The organism is Paenibacillus sp. FSL H3-0329 (assembly GCF_037963285.1).
Taxonomy (GTDB): domain Bacteria; phylum Bacillota; class Bacilli; order Paenibacillales; family Paenibacillaceae; genus Paenibacillus_AQ; species Paenibacillus_AQ odorifer.
The window spans coordinates 3,052,325-3,076,093 of sequence record NZ_CP150150.1; the positions used below are offsets into that span (position 1 = coordinate 3,052,325).

General features: G+C 44.8%; 20 protein-coding genes. 15 read left to right on the forward strand and 5 right to left on the reverse strand.

What is annotated here, in order from left to right; translation table 11 throughout:
• Positions 1-181 precede the first annotated feature (181 nt).
• Both smc and ftsY read left to right on the forward strand, forming a co-directional pair.
• Positions 182-3,751, forward strand: a complete 3,570-nt coding sequence (gene smc / locus NSQ66_RS13390; RefSeq protein ID WP_036686496.1) for a chromosome segregation protein SMC — start codon at positions 182-184, stop codon at positions 3,749-3,751.
• A 36-nt stretch (positions 3,752-3,787) separates the two neighbouring features.
• The gene (gene ftsY / locus NSQ66_RS13395) at positions 3,788-4,795 is read left to right on the forward strand and encodes a signal recognition particle-docking protein FtsY (protein ID WP_076141474.1); all 1,008 of its coding nucleotides are present in this window, start codon (positions 3,788-3,790) and stop codon (positions 4,793-4,795) included.
• Between the two features lie 125 nt (positions 4,796-4,920).
• Here the strand turns inward: ftsY and NSQ66_RS13400 are convergent, their stop codons facing one another.
• Positions 4,921-5,799, reverse strand: a complete 879-nt coding sequence (locus NSQ66_RS13400) for a DUF1835 domain-containing protein (protein WP_076141473.1) — start codon at positions 5,797-5,799, stop codon at positions 4,921-4,923.
• Between the two features lie 354 nt (positions 5,800-6,153).
• Here NSQ66_RS13400 and NSQ66_RS13405 point away from each other — a divergent pair, with 354 nt between their 5' ends.
• The 4 genes from NSQ66_RS13405 to NSQ66_RS13420 all read left to right on the forward strand — a co-directional run bounded on the left by NSQ66_RS13405 (position 6,154) and on the right by NSQ66_RS13420 (position 10,538).
• Entirely contained in the window at positions 6,154-7,617 is a 1,464-nt protein-coding gene (locus NSQ66_RS13405; RefSeq protein ID WP_036686502.1) for a circularly permuted type 2 ATP-grasp protein, read from the forward strand.
• Between the two features lie 75 nt (positions 7,618-7,692).
• Positions 7,693-8,646, forward strand: a complete 954-nt coding sequence (locus tag NSQ66_RS13410) for an alpha-E domain-containing protein (RefSeq protein WP_036686637.1) — start codon at positions 7,693-7,695, stop codon at positions 8,644-8,646.
• Positions 8,643-9,509, forward strand: a complete 867-nt coding sequence (locus tag NSQ66_RS13415; protein WP_036686503.1) for a transglutaminase family protein — start codon at positions 8,643-8,645, stop codon at positions 9,507-9,509. The genes NSQ66_RS13410 and NSQ66_RS13415 overlap by 4 nt, the downstream gene beginning before the upstream one ends.
• 219 nt (positions 9,510-9,728) lie before the next feature.
• Positions 9,729-10,538 carry an SDR family NAD(P)-dependent oxidoreductase gene (locus NSQ66_RS13420; protein WP_036686506.1) on the forward strand — a complete coding sequence of 270 codons (810 nt, stop codon included), beginning with the start codon at positions 9,729-9,731 and terminating at the stop codon, positions 10,536-10,538.
• Here the strand turns inward: NSQ66_RS13420 and NSQ66_RS13425 are convergent.
• The gene (locus NSQ66_RS13425; RefSeq protein WP_076141472.1) at positions 10,530-11,006 is read right to left on the reverse strand and encodes an SRPBCC family protein; all 477 of its coding nucleotides are present in this window, start codon (positions 11,004-11,006) and stop codon (positions 10,530-10,532) included. The two genes, NSQ66_RS13420 and NSQ66_RS13425, sit on opposite strands and share 9 nt — an antisense overlap.
• Positions 11,007-11,318: 312 nt before the next feature.
• Here NSQ66_RS13425 and NSQ66_RS13430 point away from each other — a divergent pair, with 312 nt between their 5' ends.
• Both NSQ66_RS13430 and NSQ66_RS13435 read left to right on the forward strand, forming a co-directional pair.
• Positions 11,319-11,462, forward strand: a complete 144-nt coding sequence (locus NSQ66_RS13430; RefSeq protein ID WP_155986615.1) for a hypothetical protein — start codon at positions 11,319-11,321, stop codon at positions 11,460-11,462.
• Positions 11,463-12,615: 1,153 nt separating this feature from the next.
• Positions 12,616-13,014 carry a DUF1992 domain-containing protein gene (locus NSQ66_RS13435; RefSeq protein WP_076141471.1) on the forward strand — a complete coding sequence of 133 codons (399 nt, stop codon included), beginning with the start codon at positions 12,616-12,618 and terminating at the stop codon, positions 13,012-13,014.
• Positions 13,015-13,151: 137 nt separating this feature from the next.
• Here the strand turns inward: NSQ66_RS13435 and NSQ66_RS13440 are convergent, their stop codons facing one another.
• Entirely contained in the window at positions 13,152-13,574 is a 423-nt protein-coding gene (locus NSQ66_RS13440; RefSeq protein ID WP_036686651.1) for a GNAT family N-acetyltransferase, read from the reverse strand.
• Between the two features lie 139 nt (positions 13,575-13,713).
• Between NSQ66_RS13440 and hrpB the strand changes: the two genes are divergently transcribed.
• Entirely contained in the window at positions 13,714-16,206 is a 2,493-nt protein-coding gene (hrpB, locus tag NSQ66_RS13445) for an ATP-dependent helicase HrpB (protein WP_076141470.1), read from the forward strand.
• A gap of 97 nt (positions 16,207-16,303) precedes the next feature.
• Positions 16,304-16,888, forward strand: coding sequence for a general stress protein (locus tag NSQ66_RS13450; RefSeq protein ID WP_051491471.1), 585 nt, complete (start codon positions 16,304-16,306; stop codon positions 16,886-16,888).
• A 958-nt stretch (positions 16,889-17,846) separates the two neighbouring features.
• Here NSQ66_RS13450 and NSQ66_RS13455 read toward each other — a convergent pair.
• Complete coding sequence (locus NSQ66_RS13455) at positions 17,847-18,746, reverse strand: LysR family transcriptional regulator (protein WP_249267711.1); 900 nt, start codon at positions 18,744-18,746, stop codon at positions 17,847-17,849.
• A 104-nt stretch (positions 18,747-18,850) separates the two neighbouring features.
• On the opposite strand from NSQ66_RS13455, the gene aroC reads away from it, so the two are divergent.
• The 5 genes from aroC (at position 18,851) to NSQ66_RS13480 (ending at position 22,700) form a co-directional block, all read left to right on the forward strand.
• Positions 18,851-19,906: a chorismate synthase gene (aroC, locus tag NSQ66_RS13460; protein WP_036686655.1), complete on the forward strand. Its 1,056-nt coding sequence runs from the start codon at positions 18,851-18,853 to the stop codon at positions 19,904-19,906.
• A 160-nt stretch (positions 19,907-20,066) separates the two neighbouring features.
• Positions 20,067-20,924 (forward strand): NAD(P)-dependent oxidoreductase, encoded by an 858-nt coding sequence (locus NSQ66_RS13465; RefSeq protein ID WP_038570616.1) that lies wholly within the window; start codon positions 20,067-20,069, stop codon positions 20,922-20,924.
• 35 nt (positions 20,925-20,959) lie between these two features.
• Entirely contained in the window at positions 20,960-21,154 is a 195-nt protein-coding gene (locus tag NSQ66_RS13470; RefSeq protein WP_036686658.1) for a hypothetical protein, read from the forward strand.
• Between the two features lie 120 nt (positions 21,155-21,274).
• Positions 21,275-21,604 carry a hypothetical protein gene (locus NSQ66_RS13475; RefSeq protein ID WP_036686659.1) on the forward strand — a complete coding sequence of 110 codons (330 nt, stop codon included), beginning with the start codon at positions 21,275-21,277 and terminating at the stop codon, positions 21,602-21,604.
• Positions 21,605-21,761: 157 nt separating this feature from the next.
• Positions 21,762-22,700 carry a GNAT family N-acetyltransferase gene (locus NSQ66_RS13480; RefSeq protein ID WP_038570621.1) on the forward strand — a complete coding sequence of 313 codons (939 nt, stop codon included), beginning with the start codon at positions 21,762-21,764 and terminating at the stop codon, positions 22,698-22,700.
• 36 nt (positions 22,701-22,736) lie between these two features.
• Here NSQ66_RS13480 and NSQ66_RS13485 read toward each other — a convergent pair whose 3' ends face one another.
• On the reverse strand, positions 22,737-23,627 hold the full coding sequence (locus NSQ66_RS13485; RefSeq protein WP_076141469.1) for a GNAT family N-acetyltransferase: 891 nt from the start codon (positions 23,625-23,627) through the stop codon (positions 22,737-22,739).
• Positions 23,628-23,769 lie beyond the last annotated feature (142 nt).

Genomic DNA, 23,769 nt, shown 5'->3' on the forward strand with positions numbered 1-23,769 from the left:
AATATAAGAACTTATATGTCCACGTTATAAAGTAGCCTTCTATTTCTCGCTTAGACACTTGCCGTCCTTATAGGGAAGTTAAGCGAAAGCGTTTATGCTTGAAGGATAGAATAAGCTGCATCTTAATGGTTTTTTAGGGTACAAACGCTATGGTATAATGGGTCAGAGGTGATTGGCAAGTATGTTTTTGAAACGGATAGAATTAGCTGGTTTTAAATCATTTGCCGACAAAACAGAAATGGAGTTTGTGCGCGGTATAACGGCTGTAGTTGGCCCGAACGGAAGCGGCAAAAGCAATATTTCTGACGGCATACGCTGGGTACTCGGCGAACAGAGTGCTAAATCACTGCGTGGCGGCAAGATGGAGGATATCATTTTTGCTGGAAGTGATGCGCGTAAAGCCGTGAATTATGGCGAAGTATCACTTACGCTTGATAATGAAGATCACACACTTCCGCTGGATTTCAGCGAAGTTACAGTGACTCGGAGAGTTCATCGCAGTGGAGATAGTGAATATTTAATTAATAAGCAATCCTGCCGTCTGAAGGATATCACAGAGCTGTTTATGGATACCGGTATCGGACGTGAAGCCTATTCGATTATCGGGCAGGGTAGGATTGAAGAAATTCTAAGTACTCGTTCCGAAGATCGGCGAGGCATCTTTGAAGAAGCATCAGGTATTGTAAAATATAAATCGCGCAAGAAAGACGCAAGTCGAAAGCTGGATGATACCGAGCAGAACCTGCTTCGTATTCATGATTTGATCAGTGAGCTTGAGGATCAGATTGGGCCACTTAAGGATCAGTCCGAGAAAGCTATCCGCTTTAAGGAACTTCGCGAACAATTAAAACATCAGGAAATTTCAGTATACGTACACCAGATTGAAGGCATTCATACCGCTTGGCAGGAAGGTAACGCAAAGCTTGAAACGTTGAAGGACGAGCAGCTGGAGCTGTCTACCGTTGTTTCGGCTCATGATGCCAAGCTGGAGAGCGGACGCTCTGAACTGCGCACACTCGAAGCACAGATCGAGAAGCAGCAAGAGCAATTGCTGCGTTATAGCGAAGCATTTGAGAAGAGCGAAGGTTACGGTGAAGTGCTGAGGGAACGCAAGCGAAATCTGGAAAGCAATCGTGAGCAGTTAATGCTCACGTTAGGTTCGGTTGGCGAGCGTTCTGCAGATCGTCAGCGTGAAGTCGTGGATCTGGAGCTTAAGCTTGAACAATCGCGGCTTAAGCTTGTGGATCTTCGGAAACAGATCGAAGATGAAGAGACAAGGCTTGAAGGTGTGGCAGACGGGATTAGCCAGAGCCAGGAAGAAAAGCTCAAAAGTGCTCTTTTGGAGTTAATGAACCTTATGGCGAATGCACGTAACGAAATTCGTTACGCGGATCAACAGAAGGAGAATCTGGAACGTCGTATGAGCCGCAGTGAAGAAGAAAGCGGCAAATGGACAGCCCGGCATGAAGAGTTGTCTGCCAACCAGAAAGGGCTGAAGGACAAGATTGCCCAGCTAGGGAAGGAACTTAGCAATCTTCGCGGGGCTTACATCACTGAAAGTGAACAGCTCAGTAAACGTCAGAAGCTGATTGAAGAAACACAGTCCGGTCTTCGGAAGTGGGAACAGAAGCGGGAAGCGCAAGTCTCTCGTCATGAGACCATGAAAGAGATGCAGGATGATTTCGATGGCTTCATGCTTGGGGTTAAAGAAGTGCTCAAGGGCGCCCGGAAAGGACAGCTCAACGGAGTGCATGGTGCGGTTGCAGAGCTGATCTCCGTTCCGGAGAAGCTGGAAATGGCGATTGAGACTGCTCTAGGTGCATCACTTCAGCATGTGGTCATGGATAATGAGACTGTGTCCCGCCAAGCGATATCATTTCTAAAGCAACGTCAGCTGGGACGAGCTACCTTTCTTCCGCTAGATGTTATCCGGCCGCGCCAGATTTCTGGCAGTGACCGTGGTATGGTGGGTGATGCTGACGGATTTGTTGGAATTGGTTCCGAACTCGTTGGTTACGATGATAAATATACTAGCATTATCGGCAGTTTGCTCGGCAATGTGGTTATTGCGGAGAGCTTGGAGCAAGCGAACCGCATTGCCGCTAGATGCCAATATCGTTATCGGGTAGTTACACTGGAAGGCGATGTAGTTAATGCCGGCGGTTCGATGACCGGGGGTAGCCAGCATAAGAAGAACAATAGCTTGCTTAGCCGCAAACGTCAGCTGGATCAATTAAGCAGTGAAATTGAAGAAAGCGAACGGCAAATAGTGAAGCTGAAGCAAGGCATTGCCAGACTTCGTGAGGAGCAGGAGAACGCTAGCGTGAAGCTGGAGGACCTGCGCCGTGATGGTGACGAGAAGAGACTGGAAGAGCAAAGAGTCTCCGGTGATTTGAAGCAGCTCGAGCATGAGCTTCGGCATGTGCAGGAGCAAGTGGAGAGCACAGGTGCGGAACGCAGCGGCTTTGAGAGTGAAGTACGTGCGCTTGAAGAGACGCGGAAACAAGCCACTGCTGAGCTTGAACGCCTTGAAAAGGAAGAAAAGGAAGCCCATGAGGGTATCCGTAATGCTGAATCTGCGCGTAAAGCGAATGAATCAGCTAAGGAAGAGCTGCAAGGCAAGTTGACCAGTATGAAAGTCTCGGAAGGCAAGCTTGATCAGGAGATATTCTCCCTGGAGGAGCAGTTACGTCGCCTTAGACAAGATGTGGGTTCACAGGACAAGGAGCTGCGCCAGAATCGAAATCTGTTACATACGATAGAACAAGATCTGGCTAACAATGCTTTGGAAGCTGTGAAGCAGAAGGAAGATTTGAACAGTTACCGGTTGAAGAAGGAAGAGACGACTGGAACTTTGGATTTTGCCCGGGCTGAGCGTACAGCGTTAACCCGTAAGCTGGAACTTGAGGAAGGCAAAACTAAAGACCAACGTCAGGCCCTTAAAGTAGTGGAGGACAAGCTGCGTGCCACTGAAGTTTCTGTTGGTCGACTCGATGTGGAGCTGGATAATATTCTACGCAAGCTGAGTGATGACTACGAGCTAAGTTATGAATTAGCGAAACAGAGATATCCGGTGCCTGAAGATGTACCTGCCGCACAAGCCGATGTACAGCGTTTGAAACGCAGTATTTCTGCGCTAGGTGAGGTTAACTTAGGGGCGATCGAAGAATATCAGCGGGTCCATGAACGGTATACGTTCCTCAGTGGACAAAAAGATGATCTAGTCGAAGCTAAGACTACTCTGTATCAGGTAATCCGTGAGATGGAAGATGAAATGTCCAAGCGTTTCAAACAGACCTTTGATGCGATCCGTAAACAGTTCGGGACCGTGTTCTCAAAGCTGTTCGGAGGCGGGCGAGCTGATCTTATGCTGCTGGATCCGGAACATATGCTGGAAACAGGTATAGATATCGTAGCCCAACCACCGGGTAAAAAATTGCAAAATCTGCAGCTCTTATCCGGCGGCGAACGCGCTCTAACTGCGATGGCGTTATTGTTTGCTATCCTGCAAGTGAAGCCAGTTCCGTTCTGCGTATTGGATGAGGTTGAGGCTGCACTCGACGAAGCAAACGTTGTTCGTTTTGCACAGTACTTACGCGAGTTCTCTGAACAAACTCAGTTCATCGTCGTTACCCACCGCAAAGGAACGATGGAAGAGGCGGACGTGTTATACGGAGTAACGATGGAAGAGGGCGGCGTCTCCAAGCTCGTCTCAGTACGTTTAGAGGATGAAGAAGCTGAGATTGCTTAAATTCATCAAAGAAGAGAAACTTTTAGGAGGAACCAAATGAGCTTTTTTAGAAAATTAAAAGAAAGCATTTCCGGCAAAACGGAAAGTGTAACGAAACAATTCCGCGACGGATTAGAGAAAACCCGTAAAGGTTTTGTAGAGAAGGTCTCCGACCTTATCATCCGCCGCAAAAAGATAGATGAAGAGTTCTACGAAGAGCTGGAAGAGATTTTAATTGGTGCAGACGTGGGTGTAAACACTGTTATGACCCTTGTCGAGGATTTGCGTGCCGAAGTGAAGCAAAGTCGGATTGAAGATGCTGCCGAGCTGAAGCCGATTTTGTCCCGTAAGCTTATGGAGCTGCTGCGCGGAGATGATGATAACAGCCTGAAGGAAAATCCGAATGGAATTACAGTTATTTTGTTCGTTGGGGTTAATGGCGTGGGCAAGACGACTACCATCGGCAAGCTGGCTCATCGTTACAAACAAGAAGGTAAAAAAGTTCTTTTGGCTGCAGGGGATACGTTCCGTGCCGGAGCGATTGAGCAGCTTGAGGTTTGGGGCCAACGCGCAGGCGTAGATGTCATTAAACAACAAGCAGGCTCTGACCCGGCGGCTGTAATGTACGATGCGGTGCAAGCGGCTAAACAGCGCAACGTGGATATCTTAATCTGCGATACTGCTGGCAGACTGCAGAATAAAAGCAATCTGATGGAAGAGCTCAACAAAATCTTCCGCGTCATTCAAAGAGAAATTCCAAGTGCTCCACATGAGGTACTGATGGTGTTAGATGCTACGACGGGTCAAAATGCACTTACACAAGCCAAGTTATTTGGTGAAAAGAGTGGCGTCACCGGCTTGGTTTTGACGAAGCTGGACGGTACGGCTAAAGGCGGAATCGTTGTAGCGATTCGTCAGGAAATGAATTTACCGGTGAAGTTTGTAGGTCTTGGAGAAAAAATGGAAGACCTGCAGCCATTTGATTCGCAGCAGTTCGTACATGCTCTTTTTGCTGGATTAATTGCCGAGGAAGAAGAGTCAGAAGAATCGGAAGAGCAAGTGTAATCAACAGCACAATATAATCATAAAGAAGTCATATTTACAAGGAATGTCCTCGAAGCTATATTTAGTTTAGGAGGGCATTCCTTTTCTTTTTTATAAAGGGTTTGTCCGTCATTTTGTAGCAACTGCTAAGCGACTCTTAGAAAGTATAAATGCATCGCGTAAGGGATCCCTTTAAATAACAGCTTTCCCTCACTAACTAGCCTCCAGAAGCGATATTCTATGAATGAGGTACTGATATACAAATTCCATTGCCCTATAATTGCGCCTACAATCAGACCTGCATTTACGTAGCCTTCTCTTTCCTCACACTGTTGAAGTTGCAGAATTAAAGAAAGAATTTCTTCGTCATAGTAACTCTCGGGAACATTCATAAGCTGGCCATCAACCCAAACTCTAAGCATATCCTCGGTGTTGCTTATTTTTTGCCATTCTAGTTCATACTGTTTTCTTTGAGCGGAGGTGACAGGGGATGTGTTTTCGGTAATTTTTATAATTTTTTGCACAGCTTCGTTTGGGAGCTGACTAAGTGCTCTGGGATATAAGCCGGTTTCAAATGGAGCGGCAATCTCCCTATAAGCCTTGACGGGATCAATAACATGAATAGGTTGCGTCCTCTCATTAAGAATAGAAAGCGCAAATCGTAAACCTGTCTGATCATGGGAGTTGTCTCCGCACCAAATAGTGATTTTTTTGTCCTCGGGAATTTCTTTTAAGGTCTGTATCACGGCTTCCAGTTTGTGCTGGGGATTGAGATGATAACCATGATCCGGAAATCGTTCCTGAAACCATAACTCACGGGTATGATATCCTTCATTATTATGTAATTCACGCAACGGTCCAGCAGAGAATGTCTCATTAAATGAAAGTACTCGTATTAAATGGCGATAACCCAAATGACTAAGGGCTACCTTCATTGACCCCGCTTCCGATAGACCAAATAACAGATAAATGTGATTCCGCCTAAGCTCTTCCTGCTCAATTGACATAGTATATTTGTGCTCCATAGGTCACTCTCCCATCGCAACAAATTATACCATACTCAATGAATCCACATCCTCAGGCAACTATATAAAAAATACATTATATGAAAAATTCATAATAGTAATGCTTGTCACACTTCCTGCATACAATTCAATGATGAATGTACATTTCATCTCCGGCAACCTATATAAGAGAGAAAGGAAGCGATTCCAAAAAATACAAATACCTCTGGAATCACATTTCTCTGTTATATATGTTGACATGAACAAGTAGATTTACGTATTATGAGAATATAAACCAATATTTTTATGGATGTTTTCTGAAATGAAAGTATAAGTTGTTAACAAAGATTACATCTATCGAAAGGAGTCGGGCTCATGTCCAAATTAGATCCTCTGCCAGGTCTGTCTCCGTATCCATTACAGCATTTTTTCGATGAAATGTATGCTGATAAGAGGAATGTCCGGCCGCACTACAGACATGTGAACCGCATGTTTTCCGGAATGAGCTCCGAAGAGCTGCAAGGGAAGCAAAATTTAATGCAGCGTAGGATGATGGAAGAAGGAATTACCTTTACGCTTTACAATCCGGCTCAAGATCATCCTATGGAGCGAACGATCCCCTTCGATATGATTCCACGTATAATCCCTAAGAATGAGTGGGAGAGGCTAGAAGCTGGAATAATTCAGCGTATCACAGCTTTGAATTTGTTCATTCATGACATCTACCATGAGCAATACATTGTTAAAGATGGCATCGTCCCTAGGCGTATGATTATTTCCAACTGTTACTTCCGGCCAGAAATGTCAGGTCTGCGCGTGCCCGGTGGAGCTTACATCACCACCTCAGGAATCGATCTGATCCGCCATCACGATGGGCATTATTATGTACTTGAAGACAACCTGCGAACTCCCTCCGGCTTTTCCTATCTTTTTAAAGGCAGAACACTTATGAATCAATTGTTTCCTGAATTGTCCTTTGCCAGCTCCATCCGAGATGTAGATCATAGCTTGAATCGCTTCTTATCTGTGCTTCGTAGTCTATCTCCATCAAGGAGGTCAGATCCGGTTATAGCACTCCTAACGCCTGGAGAATACAATTCTGCATATTATGAACATGCTTTTTTGGCACAGCAGATGGGTATACATTTGGTCGAAGGACGAGATTTGGTAACAAAGGATCACAAAATATATCTGAAAGAAATGAACGGATTACGTCGAGTGGATGTGCTGTATCGTCGGTTGGACGATGATTACATTGACCCGCTAGCCTTTCAACCTGATTCTTTACTGGGTGTAGCAGGACTTATGAATGCTTATAGGGCAGGCAACATAGCGATTGCTAATGCTCCGGGAACCGGTGTTGCAGATGATAAAGCGATGTATGTCTATGTACCGGATATGATTCGTTATTATCTGAATGAAGAGCCGATCCTTGGCAATGTGCCGACGTATTTGTTATCCAGACCCGATGAACGCCTGTATGTTCTTGAGAACCTATCCGAAATGGTTGTTAAGGAAACCTCATTATCCGGAGGATATGGGATGTTGATCGGAAGCGAGGCAACCAAAGAAGAATTAGCCGAGTTCCGAATGAAAATTATTGCTGATCCAGATCGTTATGTGGCACAGCCAATTATGTCCTTGTCTAGAGCACCTGTATTGTCGGGAGGCACTATGGCACCCCGGCATATCGACCTTCGGGCTTTTGTATTAATGGGTGCAGACCGGAAGCCGCATGTCATACCTGGCGGATTAACACGAGTGGCTATGAAAGAAGGTTCATTGGTTGTGAATTCCTCGCAAGGTGGTGGCGTAAAGGATACTTGGGTTATGGCGTGATCTATTATCTTGTAAGCCTTGATTGTGAATCAAAAATATGCAGCATCAATTTGGAGGATAAAGGAGTGGCTAAAGATGCTGAATCGAAATGCGGAGGCTTTATTCTGGATCGGCCGATATATTGAAAGGGCAGAGAATCATGCGCGGCTAATCAATGTACATTATCATATCCAGCAGGAAGAGGATTTTCAGGAAGAAGGACATAAATGGTCGAGGCTTATCGATGCATTAGGGGTTCGAAGTGAATATTTACAGCAGTTCGAAACCTTTTCTGAACAGGACGTGTTATCCTTTATTACACTTGATTTAGGCAATTCGAATTCATTATTCTCTTGCGTACATCATGCCAGAAATAATCTTCGCACACTGCGTCAGCATCTTCCAAGTGAGCTATGGGATGTCGTCAACAGCTTTAATCTATGGCTTGGTGAGCGGTCAGTTGCTGATATTATGAGTGGTCCACATCATTTCTACCAGCAGGTGAAGGAACGTGCAGCTATGTTTCTAGGAGCAGAACAATCCGTAATGCTTAGAGGGAATGAATGGCACTTTATAGAGAGCGGCCGTTTTTTGGAACGGGCCGAGAATACGACGCGTATTTTGCAGGCAGTTATAGCCTCTTGCCGTTTCAAAGAGCTTAATGCAATCTATATTCAGTTACAGGCTGTGCTGAAATCCGTAAGTGGGTATCAGGCGTTTCGCCGTTATTATGCAGATGCCATGTCACCGGAGAGCATTTTAGATTTTTTGATCGCGAATCCCAAATTTCCACGTTCGATCCGCTTTTCTTTTCACCAGCTGGAAGAACATTTAGCTAGACTTGAACTGGATTCCTCAGAAAAAGGCTCAGGTCATGAGAAGGTCATCCGTCAAGCAGGAAAGCTGAAGGCAGAGCTGGATTATATGGAAAAAGAAGAAATGTCCGGTGAGCTGGTGGAAGATGTACTGCAATCACTCGTAATATCTTGCCAGAGACTGGGCAAAACGATGGAGGGCGCCTTTTTTCGGCGAGAAGGAGTATCTGTATGAAGATTCAAATCAATCACACCACCACATACAGTTATCCAGAGCCAGTTACGGACAGTGTCAATGAAATCAGACTCACCCCTCGCACCAACTATCGGCAATCCTGTTATCACCACGAGGTTGAAGTATATCCGGCAGCTAATCTATTAACGTATGAGGATTTCTTTGGTAATCGGGTGCATGCCTATTCAGTTAATAAGCCACATACGGAAATGGTAATCCATACGAAAGCTACTGTAGTAACATTGGATAAATCTCAAGGTACCGATCTTCCGCGAACCAGCCTTGAAGAGCAAGTTAAACTGCTAAATGATGAGAAGTTTCAGAACCGGTACATTGAGTTTATTTTGCCGACCCGTTATACCGAGGTGACTCCTGAATTGGTAGAGTTCGCCTCACAGTACCCTTTTAGTGAAGCTGAAGATATGTATCAATGGATTCTGAGGTTATCTTCGACGATTTATGAACAGTTCACCTATGATCCTGAGGCAACAAGCGTAAATACAACGGTAAAAAAAGCCCTGAAGCTCAAGCGGGGTGTCTGTCAGGATTATGCTCATCTTATGATCGCTGTCTGCCGCAGTGTGGGTCTGCCTTCCAGATATGTTAGTGGATATCATTTTGTCGGTGATCTACAGAGCAGCAATGCCAATTTCGAGCAGGCTTCACATGCTTGGGTGGAGACCCATATTCCGGGTACGGGCTGGCTTGGTTTTGATCCGACGAATAATGTTGAAGTGAACTGGCGTTATATCAAGCTGGGTCATGGACGGGATTATAAAGATATAGTACCTGTAAAAGGGGTATATCGCGGCGGAGCAGGCACACTGACTGTAAAAGTGGACGTACGCAAGCTGGACAATTGAATTGAAATAATCGAAACATCGAACATCGAACATCGAAACAATCAAAAAAATCAAAATATTCGAAACAAACTCTCCGCTCATCTTATTGAATGGGGAGATTTTTTTGTGCGGCGTGCTTAAATTATGAAGATTTATGAACGAGATGATTCCATTACAGGTTTATTTGGGTAATCTTGATCCATAGTACTTATCTTACAGACATTAGAGGAGAGATTACATATGAGCCCAAACATATCTAAGAAACAAAGATTTATTGGAAAAACAGCGATTATAACCGGAGCGGGCTCGGGAATTGGCCGTGCTACCGCTATTAAGCTGGCGCGGGAAGGTGCAAATGTAGCATTGTTTGATTTAAATCTTGAAAGAACCTCTTCCTTGGCAGAAAAGCTTAATAAGCTTCGAAAAGATTGCGCGCTGGCCATAGAGGTAGATACTTCCGATGAGAAAAAGATGGAGGAAGCCGTACGTTGTACGGTGGAACAATTCGGAGGCGTGGATGTAGTATTCGCTAACGCGGGAATTAATGGCGCTGTGGGTCCGATAGAAGAACTGAGCTTGAGCGACTGGGAGCGTACGATGTCGGTGAATTTGACGGGGACTTTTTTGACCCTGAAATATACCATTCCTCATCTGAAAGATAAAGGGAAGGGCAGTATTATTATTACTAGTTCCATTAATGGGAACACTAGATTTGCCAGCTTTGGGTGGTCTACTTATAGCACTACCAAAGCTGGACAGGTGGCTTTTGCCAAAATGGCAGCTCTCGAGCTTGCTAAGTTTAAGATTCGTGTAAATGTGATCTGCCCTGGGGCTATTGCTACGAATATAGATGAAACCACTGAAATGAGCGAAGATGTGGAAGCAATCGTCATTCCAATTGAATTCCCTGATGGAGCGCAACCCTTGGCTGATGGACCGGGCAAGCCGGATAATGTCGCTGATCTCGTTGCTTTTCTGGCTTCGGATGAATCTATCCATATTACAGGTGCGCAAATCGTGATTGACGGCGCGGAGTCCTTGTTATCCTAATTTCGAGATGGCTTCACGGTAATGCTCGTACCATTTGTTCCATTCGTCTTTCCGTGACTCCAGCGTCGTGCCTTCCAAAAGATGCTGGATCACTTCTAGACAAACATGCCAGCCAGCGAGATCTCGTGGTGTATGCGGGGTGAGCGTCTGTAGTGTTTCATTCAAGATGAGTAAACAGCCTTCTGAATTAGGGTATAACTCAAAACGAACAAGATCCTCAGCCCATGTAAACTCAAAAGTAGATTGATGCTGTAGCTCAGTAATTTTCATATCCACAAACGTTCCGTTTTGCATATCAAACTTTATAAGTCCGCCTTCACGTAAGTCTTCGATTCTTAATTCAGAGAACCATAAGGCAAGCTTCTCATTCTCCGTCAGGTAGGACCAAATCTCAGATGCAGAATGCTTTAACTGGCGTTCGAAACGAGCAGCATAATGTTGATCTTCTTTTTGGATGTTAGCTAACATGAATATTCTCCTTTGGACTACTGTGGTAGTCCTTTTTTTATTGAGTTGAGTCTTGTTAGAAAGAGTATAGCAATCGCCTGTGTTAATTGCACGATGCGGCTGTGAGTTAGAAGACTATCTTATAGGGAATAGAGGGCAATAAAATAGCGGGAGAGATAAGGTCACAAGCAAGTCCACGAGCTCGATTTGCGTACGGCGCGGAGTTAGTGTTGGCGGAGATAAGGGAGTGATGAAGGTGATAAGTGTGCAAGACGGGGGAAAGGGAGTGAAGACAGGGATAAGTGAGTGATGAAGGTGATAAGTGAGTGATGAATGGCGGAAGTAAATAGTAGCATCTATGGTGGCGAGGATGCATCGGCGTTGCGGACTGTATTGCAGCTATTTGGCGTTTTTCGTGTGTTTATTAGCAGTATCGGACTGTATAGCTCTTATCGCCGCGACTTTGAACAAAAGTAGGGTGTGTTAGAGCGAATAGCTGCATCTGAGTCCGAAAGTAGAGCAAAAAGGCATGAATTTGCGAAATAAGGGCTTCTGGGTCCGAACGATCAATGGAGACGAAGATGTAATGAATGTATAATAAAGGATGTAGTATACGAGCAAGAGCTCCAGGGTCCGAACGTTTTACGGTGGCGAGTGTGCGCTAATGTATCGGACTGTATTGCAGCTATTTGGTGTTTTTCGTGTGTTTATTAGCAGTATCGGACTACATAGCTCTTATCGCTGTGATTTTGATTAAAAGTAGGGCACATATGAGCGAATAGCTGCAACTAGGTCCGATAGTACAGCGAAATGGACTGAATTTGTGAAATAAGGTCATCTGAGTCCGAACGATTCACGGTGGCGAGTGTGTGCTAATGAATGGGACTGTATTGCAGCTATTTGGTGTATTTCGTGTGTTTATTAGCAGTATCGGACTGCATAGCTCTTATCGCCGCGACTTTGAACAAAAGTAGGGTGTATTTGAGCGAATAGCTGAATCTGAGTCCGATAGCAGAGCAAAAAGGCATGAATTTGCAAAATAAGGGCTACTGGGTCCGAACGCTGCGACGAGGATGTAACGAAGGCGTAAAGGATGTAGTATACGAGCAAGAGCTGCTGAGTCCGATCGATTTGTAGAGGAGAGTTTGCGCTGACGTTGCGGACTGTATTGCAGCTATTTGGTGTTTTTCGTGTGTTTATTAGCAGTATCGGACTGCATAGCTCTTATCGCTGTGATTTTGATTAAAAGTAGGGCACATATGAGCGAATAGCTGCAACTAGGTCCGATAGTACAGCGAAATGGACTGAATTTGTGAAATAAGGTCATCTGAGTCCGAACGTTTCCCTGAGGCGAGTGTGCTCTAACGTTACGGTTATGGACTTAGAATATACTTAGCATACGATAGTTACAGAGTCCGAGCTGCTCAACTGTGCGACGAGGGGCAAGGAGCATTTGAGTGAATAGCTCGCCACACCTATAGTTAACGTATAGGCAAAATCTGAGAAAGCATCCCGGTAGCTTGATGCAAATCCTAAGTCTTTTATGCTAAAATTAACGCAATTCCGTAAAATATACTTTTGATTAGGCAGGGTTGATAATAGTGTGGCATTGGTAAAGGAGGCTGCGTATATGGGGATGATGTCTTGGTTAGCTGAGCAGCGGATTCAGGAGTCTATGCGTAACGGGGAATTTCGAGATTTACCTGGGCATGGCAAGCCGCTGGAGCTTGAGGATTTATCAGGTGTGCCAGAAGAATTACGGATGTCTTTTAAAATCATGAAGAACTCCGGACTTGTTCCTGAGGAAATCTCTCTGCGAGCTGAATGTGTTACGTTGGAAGGATTGCTAGCGGCGTGTCATAATAGCGGAGGTGCAGAAACCAGTGAGGGCAAGGCTCTGCGGTCAAAACTGTCTATGAAAAGACTGCATCTACAGGAGTTATTGCGTGAACGCGGCTTGGATAGTAACCCTGCTTTTATGCAATACAGTGCTCAAATACACGGACAGATGATAAAGGAAGAGGATTAATGCTGGTTAGGTTACTGCCTAAATACCTACGGTCATTTGGACATCAGAATAAATAGTGTAAAATAAAAGGCATCTCTTGGTCGTTTTAGACAGAAGAGCTGCCTTTTTGCTTGTTGTGTGTAACTAATCATGTATGCTCATCTAATTTGTTTGAAATAAACCCATTCCGGGTCGCCATCATCTAAATTCTCAATGACTCCGCTTTTAACAAACCCTTGAGAAAGACATAGTTGCTGCATGATCGTATTGGATTCATTGGTAGAGGTGAAAAGCTTGGGGGTTGGGCATTGTTCCTCGATGTAGCTAAGGAGTGTTTTGGCTATGCCTAGGCGTCTGAACTCAGGATCCACAATGACCAGCTGAATAAAACAACATTCGAAAAAGGTGGTATCGTAGCAAGCAAATCCTACAAGCGTTCCATTATGCGATGCTACGTAACACTGCTCATGATTGATATATTTTTCAATCTTCGATTTGCGGCTTTCATTGCCAATGATCTTGCTGTCTACTTTGGTTAGCATGGGTAGATCTGAAATTGTAGCTTTTGTTACGAATATCATAGTAAGTCTCCTTATTAATATTATAGAGGGTATGAATGGTAAGTCTTGATCTTTAAGGTTTTTTCACACATGATGAAGATGATCTAAGATAACTTCTAGGAAAATTATAACATATGATTATAGACGATGGAGAGATAGAATGAAACAGCTTCCGATTATACAGGTGCTTCCTGACCTGAAAAACATACTTAACACTGCGCAGGCAGCAGTACTTATCGCTGAACCGGGTGCAGGCAAAACAACTGGAACGCCTCCGGCGTTTTTGGACGAACCCTGGATGGCGGGTAAAAGCATTTTAATGTTAGAGCCTAGAAGGCTTGCTGCTAGATCTGCCGCCACTTACATGGCATCCTGCCTTGGAGAAAGTGTTGGACAGACGGTAGGTTATCGGATGCGGAATGACACTAAAGTAGGCAAAAATACGCGGATTGTTGTAGTCACTGAAGGAGTATTAACGAGAATGCTGCAAAGCGATCCTTCTTTGGGTGATGTGGGTTTAGTTATTTTTGATGAGTTCCATGAGCGCAGTCTTCATGCGGATTTGGGACTTGCCCTTGCACTGGAAGCACAGGCTGTGCTGCGGGAGGATCTAAGGATTCTTATCATGTCAGCTACCTTGGACAGTGAGCGGGTGTCTGCTTTACTAGGGGATGCGCCTGTAGTAAATTGTCCGGGCAGAACCTATCCTGTAGAAACAATCTATGTGCCAACTACTGGGAATCTTCCACTGGAAAAAACTGCTGCAGCTGCTGTGAGACGTGCGCTTGCTGAACAACCCGGAGATATTCTCGTCTTTTTACCGGGGGAAAGAGAAATACGCAGAACTCAAAGTGAGTTGGAAAATGGGAGCTTGCCAGTTCCGGCAATTATTCGCCCTTTATATGGTCAGCTGCCACAAAATATCCAAGATGCAGCCGTGGCTGCATCTGTGCAAGGTGAACGAAAAGTAGTGCTCGCGACTTCTATCGCTGAGACAAGTCTAACGATTGAAGGCGTGCGAACGGTGATTGATACAGGGCAACGCCGTACACAGGTATTCTCACCACGCACAGGAATGCCGAGTCTTACGACGGTCCCGGTATCAAAAGCCTCCGCGGATCAACGGCGGGGACGTGCCGGACGGACAGCCCCAGGCGTGTGCTACAGGCTGTGGAGTCAGGAGGAGCATAATCGACTTCCGGATGACAATGTGCCGGAGATTATGCAGACGGACCTTGCGCAGCTTGCTTTGGAGCTGGCGCTGTGGGGCGTGCGCGATCCTGCCGCGCTATCTTGGCTTGACGCGCCGCCCGCTGCGCCTTATGCGCAGGGCACCGCGTTGCTGCGCCAGCTCGGCGCGCTGGACGCCGGCGGCGCCATTACGCCGCACGGCCACAGCGTGGCCGTGCTTGGCGCGCACCCGCGAGCCGCGCATATGCTGCTGCGCGCGGCAGAGCTTGGCGCAGCACCGCTCGCCTGCCGGCTGGCGGCGCTGCTGCAAGAGCGGGACCTTTTCAAGGGTCCCGCGGCCCTAGATTGCGACCTCACGCTCCGCGTTGAGGCGCTGCTCCGGTTCGAGCGCTCCGCTGATAGCGGCGGAGCGGACCCGGCGGCTCTGCGCGCTGTGCAGCGCGAGAGCCGCCTTTTCCTGGCGCAGCTGCAAGCCGCGCCGGGCGAGAACGTGAACGACATCAGCCGCTGCGGGCTGCTTCTGTCGTTCGCCTATCCCGACCGGATCGGGCAGAAACGCGGCGATGGCGCGTTTCTGCTCTCCTCCGGTCGGGGGGCGGCCATGCGGGAAGGACAACCGCTGGCCCGGTCACCTTATATCGTAGCTGCTTCGATCGATGATCGCGCTACACAGGGCGCAATTATGCTGGCAGCTGAGATAGAAGAAGGACAACTGCTTACCTATCATGCAGACCGCATCACCGAGGAAGCGGATGTGTATTGGGATAAAGAAAGTGGGAGTGTGAAGAAACGTCGTCGCACAATGCTCGGCGCGTTGGTCTTAAAAGAAACTTCACATGAAAGACCCTCCGCGGAAGAAACGGCAAATGTACTGTTAAGTGTCATCGCTACTGATGGCATTGAAATACTACCGTGGGAGAAGGGAACCTTACAGCTTCGCGAACGTTTGATGTTTATGCATACCTTACGTTCAGATTGGCCGGATGTCTCAGATGTTGCTTTAATTGCTACGTTGGATGAATGGCTTTTGCCATATCTTCAGGGTATGAGGAACCTCCGCGACCTTCAGCGTGTACCGTTAGCACGGGCGCTTGAGGGGATGTTGGACTGGAATCAGCGGCAGATGCTGGAAAAGGAAGCACCTACACATATATCTGTTCCTAGTGGCTCGCGTGTGCCCGTAGATTATACTAATCCTGCTGCCCCGGTATTGGCAGTAAGATTGCAAGAGATGTTTGGACAGCTGGACACACCTCGAATTGGAGGGGGGAAGGTGCCGGTATTGCTGCATCTTTTGTCACCAGCTAGACGACCTGTGCAGGTAACCTCTGATCTAGCAAGTTTTTGGCGGGGGACCTATTTTGAGGTCAAAAAAGATTTGAAAGGACGGTACCCGAAGCACTATTGGCCAGATGACCCATTACAGGCCATTCCGACTAATCGTACACGTCCCGTAAAATAATTTATGGTACATATGCTCTTGAAATTTTCCCTTAGATGTTTGGTCTCCCGTTTAAAGGGTAATTACTAGCGAAGACAATTACTAAGGAGGGCTTCAAGTGACTAAAAAAATCGTAGGTATTTTCGACACAGAACAAGAAGCAACCAGAGCAATTGAAGGACTTCACAATCAAGGATTTAGTAATGATGAAATATCAGTAATCACACGTGATCGTGATGAGCTTAGAAACATCTCAGAGGATACAGGCACAAAAGCTCCAGAAGGAGTGGCGACAGGCGCTGCTACAGGTGGTGTAGTTGGCGGCGTTGCCGGATTATTAGCAGGGATCGGAGCATTGGCGATTCCGGGGATTGGACCGATCCTGGCGGCAGGGCCAATAGTTGCTACCCTTACAGGTGCAGCAGTTGGTGCAGGCGCAGGTGGATTAGTCGGCGGCTTGATCGGACTCGGTATTCCTGAGGATGAGGCTAAAGAGTACGAAGGTTATGTGGAAAGCGGCAAAATCCTTGTACTAGTCGATGATAATGGACGCGGCTATCAAGCGCATGATGTGTTCCGCGGCAACCGTTCGCTGAATACTCAGCGTTACGAAGGCGTCTATAACGAAGACACTAGACTAGGAAATTCGATGGCTAACAGAGCGGATCGGACGGCTGAAGTCTACAACCGCGATAAAATATAATCATTATAATAACCTGCTTTAAAAGCGGTAAAAGGTTACAAGGAGCGATTCTCCGATTAATGGAGAATCGCTCCTTTGCGTTTTTAGTCCATCGCGTCTCATGGAATCACCCATAACTCATCCACTTTTGAGGCATAGGGACCCAGAGGACGCTATTGGCTAATTTTTAGCCTTTGCAGCAGGATTTCGGACTCCATGGACGCTATTCTATAGAATGAGGCTCTTATTTGCTGTTTTTTTTGCCAATAGCTGCAATGGGGTCCGATAGGGCTCCAAATATTGAATAATATTGCGTTTAAGGTCCCCTGTGTCCTTTGCTAATACGTACCTGCATCGTTTCGGAGTGTCCCTATGCTGCTACGCCACGTGCTGTCTTTGTACTGCTACGTACACGCCCGATCACTGTGTCCTTTCCCACTACGTACCTGCATCGTTTCGGAGTGTCCTTATGCTGCTACGCACGTGCTGTCCTTGTATTGCTACGTAAGCGCACCCGGTCACGTGTCCTTATGCTACAGAGTATTCGCATCGGATTGCAACTCCGAACGTGCCCCATTTCGCAGTGTCCCTATACTGCTACGCACGTGCTGTCATTGTACTGCTATGTATGCGTACCCGATCACTGTGTCCTTATGCTGGAGGTGCATCGTTCCGCTGTGTCCTAATGCTGTTACGTACATGCAGGGTTCCCTAGAGTCCTTATGCTGCTACGCACGTGTTGTCTTTGTACTGCTATGTATGCGCACCCGATCACTGTGTCCTTTTGCTATACATACGTGCATCGTTCCACTGTGTCCTTATATTGCTACGTAAGCGCACCCGGACTCTGTGTCCTTATCCTACTGAGCATACGCCCCCGGTTTGCAGCTACGAAATCGCCCCGTTCCGCAGCGTCCTTATGGTTGCTAAGCATATGCCCCGTTCCGCAGTGTCCATATGTGCTGCTACGTGCACGATCTTAATCAAGGATACGAAGCATGCGGACGAAAGAATCAGCTGCTACGGATAACCTCATATCGCGATGGATTGCGAATCCTATATTCCGGGGTGGAGGCGGATCATCTAATTGCAGCTCGAAAAGTTCTCCTTTTTGAATCTCCTCAATTACAAAAGAACGGCTAATAAACGCTACCCCGTAACCAAGTCTTGCGAATTCAGAGAGTAAATCGATGCTGCCCAGCTCTATATCTGGTTTAACGGACAAACTCTTACCAGCAAACCAATGATCAACAAACAGTCTGGTGCTGCTTTCTGGGGATAATAAAATAAAAGGTAACTCTGCAAGTTCTTTTGCCGTAAGCGAACGGTTTGCCAGTTGCTGAAAGGCTCGTCCCACTACAAAACAATCTTCAAGGGTGGCAAGCGTCTGAATATTTAATTGTGGATCGTCAATAGGCATATGGACGAGCGCACAGTCTATTTCGCCTTCTTTCAAACGTTTGGTGATCTCATGCGTTTTTCCGTGTGATAGCCGAATTCGTATACCGGGATATTGTTTGTGGAATGCGTTCAATTGCGGAAGCAAAAGATTTTTAATAAGGGAATCACTCGCTCCAATCCGAACTTCTCCTTCGTTTAACTGCTTTAGATTGTGAAGATGCTTTTGTGCAGAATCCAGCATGACTAGTGAGGGCTCAACATATTCCAATAACGCCAGTCCTTCCTCAGTTAGCTCTACACCTTTAGATAAACGATGAAATAATTTGAGTCCTAAAGAATCCTCCATTTGTTTAATGGCATAACTTACGGATGGCTGTGTAATATGCAATTCATTTGCAGCCTTTGTTAGATTTTTGTAACGAGCCGTATATAAAAAAATGCGATACCATTCAAGATTAAAGAATTTGATATAGATCACCTCTATGACAGTCTATTGAAAATGTGATTTCATTAATTGCAACAATCTTATTATAATTTGGATAGATAAATAATAAAAGAGTCGGCAATGGAGGTTTGAATATTATGGCAGGTAACACATTTGGGGAAGTATTTAAAATTACTACCTTTGGAGAGTCACATGGTGCAGCGGTTGGGGTCATAGTGGATGGAGTTACACCTAATGTTGAAATTGATGAAGCATATATCCAGAAACAGATGGATAGAAGGAAACCAGGCCAGTCCTCAGTAACTTCACCGCGTAAGGAATATGATGTTGTGCAAATACAATCAGGAGTATTCGAAGGGAAAACAACCGGAACTCCACTCTTTGTGGTCCTGTACAACAAAGATATGAAACCGGAGGCCTATAACGATATTCAGCATTCATTTAGACCCGGCCATGCGGATTATACTTTTTTGCAGAAATACGGAATTCGCGATCATAGAGGCAGTGGGCGGGCATCAGGCAGGGAAACAGCGGCAAGAGTAGCTGGCGGAGCGATCGCTCGGAAACTGCTTGAAAGAAGAGGAGTTGAGGTACTGGCCTACACGCAAGAGGTCGGAGGGATTAAGTGCCAAACCTTTGATGAAGATGTCATTGAACAAAATGCAGTCCGCGCCTGTGATGCTAAGGCAGGAGCTGAAATGATTAAAAAAATTGAACACTTAGCTTCGATTGGAGACAGCTGTGGAGGTATCGTGGAGTGTCGGATTAGAGGGGTTATTCCGGGTCTTGGAGAACCCGTATTTGATAAATTGGATGCAGAGTTAGCTAAAGCGATGTTATCTATCGGTGCTGTAAAAGGAATAGAGTTTGGAGCTGGATTCGAAGCGGCCTCTATGCTTGGAAGTGAACATAATGACGCGATGAATAAGGATGGATTTCTTAGTAACCATTCCGGTGGGATTATAGGCGGAATTAGCACAGGAGAAGAAATTATTTTTCGAATAAGTGTAAAGCCTACATCATCGATTTCTGTTACTCAACAGACCATAAACACGAATGGTGAAGAAGTAGAGATTAAAACGGAGGGCAGACATGATCCATGTATCTGTCCGAGAATCGTGCCGGTTGTTGAAGCAATGGCTTGCTTGGTATTGGAAGATCTTTATAAAAGACAAGCTGCTATTTTTGGATAAAAACACTTTATGATAATGATTCAACTCAAAGATTGCACCTCTTAGCATGCTGTGAGGTGCAGTCTTTTTTGCATATGTGGTATCATATGGATAATCATTCAAATTATGCTTTAACTCTAGCTATGCCATAAGATACGGTACAGCAAAAAGGAGGGAATAGATGAAAATCTTTGTTGCAGGTGCTGCAGGTGTGATTGGACGGCTATTGCTTCCTAAGTTACTTCAAGCGGGGCATGAGGTTATCGGTCTGACCCATAAAGAAGAAAACAAAACAATCCTTGAGAGCATTGGGGCACAAGCGGTAATCGCGGATGTGTATGAGCGTGAGTCTATATTTGCGGCTATTCGCGCAGCTCAACCTGAAGTGGTGATTCATCAGCTGACTTCACTAAGTCAGCGGAATTTTGCAGATAATTCAAGGATAAGAATAGAAGGAACACGAAATATTGTCGATGCTTCATTGGCATCCGGGGTTGAACAGATCATTGCCCAAAGTATCTCTTGGGCATATGAAGCTGGTGAGGGACCTGCCACGGAGAATACTCCATTAGATACTAATGCTTCTGAATCACGGATGAGAACCATTGAGGGTATCCGCTCCCTTGAAAAAGCAGTCGCTGAGATTCCTAATCATGTGATTTTGCGGTACGGAATGTTGTACGGCCAAGGGACTTGGTATGATTCTGCAGGATTAATGACAGAAGAAATTCGGCATGGAAGACTGACAGCAACAGAAGCAGTTACGTCATTCCTTCATGTGGAGGATGCAGCTAACGCGGCGGCGCTTGCTCTGAACTGGCCTTCTGGTCCAGTCAATATTGTGGATAATGAACCTGCGCGAGGAATAGATTGGATGCCTGTTTTTTCAGAACTCTTGGGAGCTCCTGGACCTGCTTCGCAAATGGGCAGAGAAGGCTGGGAACGGGGGGCGTCCAATACAAAAGCTCGAATGGATTACGGATGGAGCCCATCTTACCCGTCATGGAGGTCAGGTTTTGCTCAGAGTTTGAAGGGTTAGAGAGATGAATCCTTACATGTAGAAGGAGAGATGACATGAGTAAATTAAAGAATTTTTCTTTAGTAGTCGTGAATTTAATTGCTGATCTATGGTTTGGAATTGTTCGAAAACCAGAGTTTTATGATAAGCACGCCGTTACTAGAACAAAGAAAGGGTATGTCCTGTTTGTAACTATGGCAGGCATTCTCGCAGTGGGTTCTGCTTTTTGGTTATGCTCGAGAATATATTAGAAAAAAGACTGCCAATTGGCGGTCTTTTTTTTGGATATTGGACGTCAGAAAGCTACAATGTAATGTTAGTACTTAATAGATGGTTAAAAATTGAATTTTTTTAAAAAGAGGAAGGTTCCAATGAATTCTCCTACACCGAACCAACGTGCGCTCACTTATTCTCAACAATCTATAATTGCCTCACGAGTCACCATTCCAAAGCAAGCTCCTTATTATGTTCAGCGCATAAGATTAATGTCCAAACTCATGGATGAAAACCGTGCTAAAGTAACGCTTATTGCCGCCTCAGCTGGATTTGGAAAAACGACACTTGCGGCTGAATGGGCTCGCACTCATTCCGATGAGGTTGCATGGTTGTCACTGGAACTTGCAGATAACCATCTTGTACGGTTCTGGTTAAGTTTGCATACCGCAATTGAGAGAATCTTTCAGCCCTATGCTAATCGTTGAGGTTAAAAACCGGGTACAAGCCGTTTCTATGATAAAAGAAAAGCATTTGCTTTAAATCGGCAAAAGATTAATATAACAGTTTATTACCAAACATTTACTTTAAGAAGTGATACTATGGAATACAGAAGGTGATAGGACTAGCGAGGAGGAAATGTAAATGCAATTAATGGCATGGTCTGAATACGAGATTTCATATGACTTAAATAATGATTATTCTATTCGTATGGCAGACTCGGAAGAATGGGGACTGTACTGTTCCATTTATTATAATATGCAATATAATGGTTTTTTTAAAGAAGAAGGGTTCAATTCTGCCCAAAGAAACGCTTTTTGGATCTATAGAGGGGAGTCAAAAATAGGTGGAGTAAGGATGTCGCCTAATCGGATATATCATTTATTTGTTATTCCACCTTTTAACGATACATTTGTGGTGCTGAAGCTATTAAAAAAGCTTTTGATTTATTGGTCAGATAGCACAAAACCTATAAAAACCTTCGAGGTTCTGCCAGACCAGGTTCAATTATTTGCGCGGGCAGGGTTTTGGCCTGATGAGTTCAGATGCCGTTGGATGCACCGTCCTACAGATCATTTTGAGGTCGAATGGAACGAAGAGTTAAGGATTGAAAGTCCTCAGATCGAAGATAATGGTATGGGCGCTAAACGATTTATTCTTGAAGAGCAGATCGCCGAATGTAACTATGCGAGCTTTGATGGAAGTCTTGAGGCAACAAGAAGAAAGAAATTCTCTTATGAAGATTTTATCCCAAGTGAAGAACCTAATTATACAAATGAAGTATTACTTACAGCGTCCACGCTTGTGTATGATAAGAAATCGGGACAGCTAATTGCGAATTGTCTCTTGGGTTTACAAGATGATTACGCAGCAGTTTACAGTATTGGTGTAATACCTGCTTACAGAGGAAAAGGGATTGCTACACGGATGTTGAAAAGAGGACTTAATCTCCTGAAAGATAAGTATCCGATCCTAAGGTTATATGTCATGGAAGGTAATGACGCGGAGTCTGTTTATTTAAATCTAGGATTTGTCCCTGGAGTACAAGAGATACAGAGTATGTATATTCCTATGCACGATTAAGAAAGGCTGCCATGTGGCAGCCTTTCTTTTCGTTAACTAGGCATGAGAGGTAATAGGAAACATGAAATGTTGAGGGAGTTCTTTTAATAGCGGACGTATAAATAAGGTATCTTCACTTTGGAAAATTAATTCTGCCTTAACTTGATCGATTGGATAATCTGGTGTGAAATAAAAATGTATAACCTCAGTTTCCGGAGAAATAATGCTTTTCAATACTGTGTTGATATCAAAACTTGTTGTACTGATAATATCAAAAATATGAAGCTGATGATCCTCATGTTTAAAGATCACAATAACGTCAGCCTCTTCAATATAATAAAAGGAATCATGAAAAGGAAGAATAAAATAAAACAGCAGCTGATGTTCATTATTTATCACACTTAGCGCGGAGGATACCGGTGTTCTTTTGACTGCAAAATTTTTGATCATGCTAAAATCAACGGGGTTACCTATAGATAAAGGCCGCACAGAGTAGGTTGTAGTTGGCTGATTGCTAAGATGAGCAACGTTAAGTGAAAAGCTGCTTTCTTGCATGCGTTCAAACCCGAATTTAGGATAAAAATCCAAAGCGCGCTCATTAGCAAATAAGTAGAGGAAGTCGTATTCATGTTCGTACTTAGCGATAATGTGGTCTATTAATTTTCTGGATAAACCTTGCATACGATAATCAGGATGTGTCATCACCGTCCCAATTTGGATGGCGTTGTATTCTTTTTTGTTGATGAGAATAGTCATTTTATTAATAGATGCATTCGCAATGACGTGATCTTCATCGATAAAGGAATAACAAATATATTTGTCATTCCAGCCCCCTTGTTCATAGCAAGGTTTAAAATCAATACCAAAGATTGATTGGGCTAAAGAATTGAAGCTAAGCTTATATTTATCGATGTGTTTATAATCGCTAATCAATTGATATTCATTCATAGTATATACCTCTATTTCAGATGATTTCGGGAATCGCGTTTTATGAATATATAATACTATGCTTTTAAACCGTAAAGTTGATTTTAAAAATACTATACCAATATAATCCTGTAGATGTGTTATCATAATCTCTAAATTATTA

Bases quoted from the DNA above. Each gene is read 5' to 3' on its own strand.
- NSQ66_RS13405 (WP_036686502.1), top strand. From the start codon at position 6,154: ATGTCCAAATTAGATCCTCTGCCAGGTCTGTCTCCGTATCCATTACAG.
- smc (WP_036686496.1), top strand. From the start codon at position 182: ATGTTTTTGAAACGGATAGAATTAGCTGGTTTTAAATCATTTGCCGAC.
- NSQ66_RS13465 (WP_038570616.1), top strand. From the start codon at position 20,067: ATGAAAATCTTTGTTGCAGGTGCTGCAGGTGTGATTGGACGGCTATTG.
- NSQ66_RS13425 (WP_076141472.1), bottom strand. From the start codon at position 11,006: ATGTTAGCTAACATCCAAAAAGAAGATCAACATTATGCTGCTCGTTTC.
- NSQ66_RS13410 (WP_036686637.1), top strand. From the start codon at position 7,693: ATGCTGAATCGAAATGCGGAGGCTTTATTCTGGATCGGCCGATATATT.
- NSQ66_RS13485 (WP_076141469.1), bottom strand. From the start codon at position 23,627: ATGAATGAATATCAATTGATTAGCGATTATAAACACATCGATAAATAT.
- NSQ66_RS13420 (WP_036686506.1), top strand. From the start codon at position 9,729: ATGAGCCCAAACATATCTAAGAAACAAAGATTTATTGGAAAAACAGCG.
- aroC (WP_036686655.1), top strand. From the start codon at position 18,851: ATGGCAGGTAACACATTTGGGGAAGTATTTAAAATTACTACCTTTGGA.
- NSQ66_RS13400 (WP_076141473.1), bottom strand. From the start codon at position 5,799: ATGGAGCACAAATATACTATGTCAATTGAGCAGGAAGAGCTTAGGCGG.
- NSQ66_RS13470 (WP_036686658.1), top strand. From the start codon at position 20,960: ATGAGTAAATTAAAGAATTTTTCTTTAGTAGTCGTGAATTTAATTGCT.
- NSQ66_RS13415 (WP_036686503.1), top strand. From the start codon at position 8,643: ATGAAGATTCAAATCAATCACACCACCACATACAGTTATCCAGAGCCA.
- NSQ66_RS13440 (WP_036686651.1), bottom strand. From the start codon at position 13,574: ATGATATTCGTAACAAAAGCTACAATTTCAGATCTACCCATGCTAACC.
- NSQ66_RS13480 (WP_038570621.1), top strand. From the start codon at position 21,762: ATGCAATTAATGGCATGGTCTGAATACGAGATTTCATATGACTTAAAT.
- hrpB (WP_076141470.1), top strand. From the start codon at position 13,714: ATGAAACAGCTTCCGATTATACAGGTGCTTCCTGACCTGAAAAACATA.
- ftsY (WP_076141474.1), top strand. From the start codon at position 3,788: ATGAGCTTTTTTAGAAAATTAAAAGAAAGCATTTCCGGCAAAACGGAA.
- NSQ66_RS13430 (WP_155986615.1), top strand. From the start codon at position 11,319: ATGGCGGAAGTAAATAGTAGCATCTATGGTGGCGAGGATGCATCGGCG.
- NSQ66_RS13475 (WP_036686659.1), top strand. From the start codon at position 21,275: ATGAATTCTCCTACACCGAACCAACGTGCGCTCACTTATTCTCAACAA.
- NSQ66_RS13435 (WP_076141471.1), top strand. From the start codon at position 12,616: ATGGGGATGATGTCTTGGTTAGCTGAGCAGCGGATTCAGGAGTCTATG.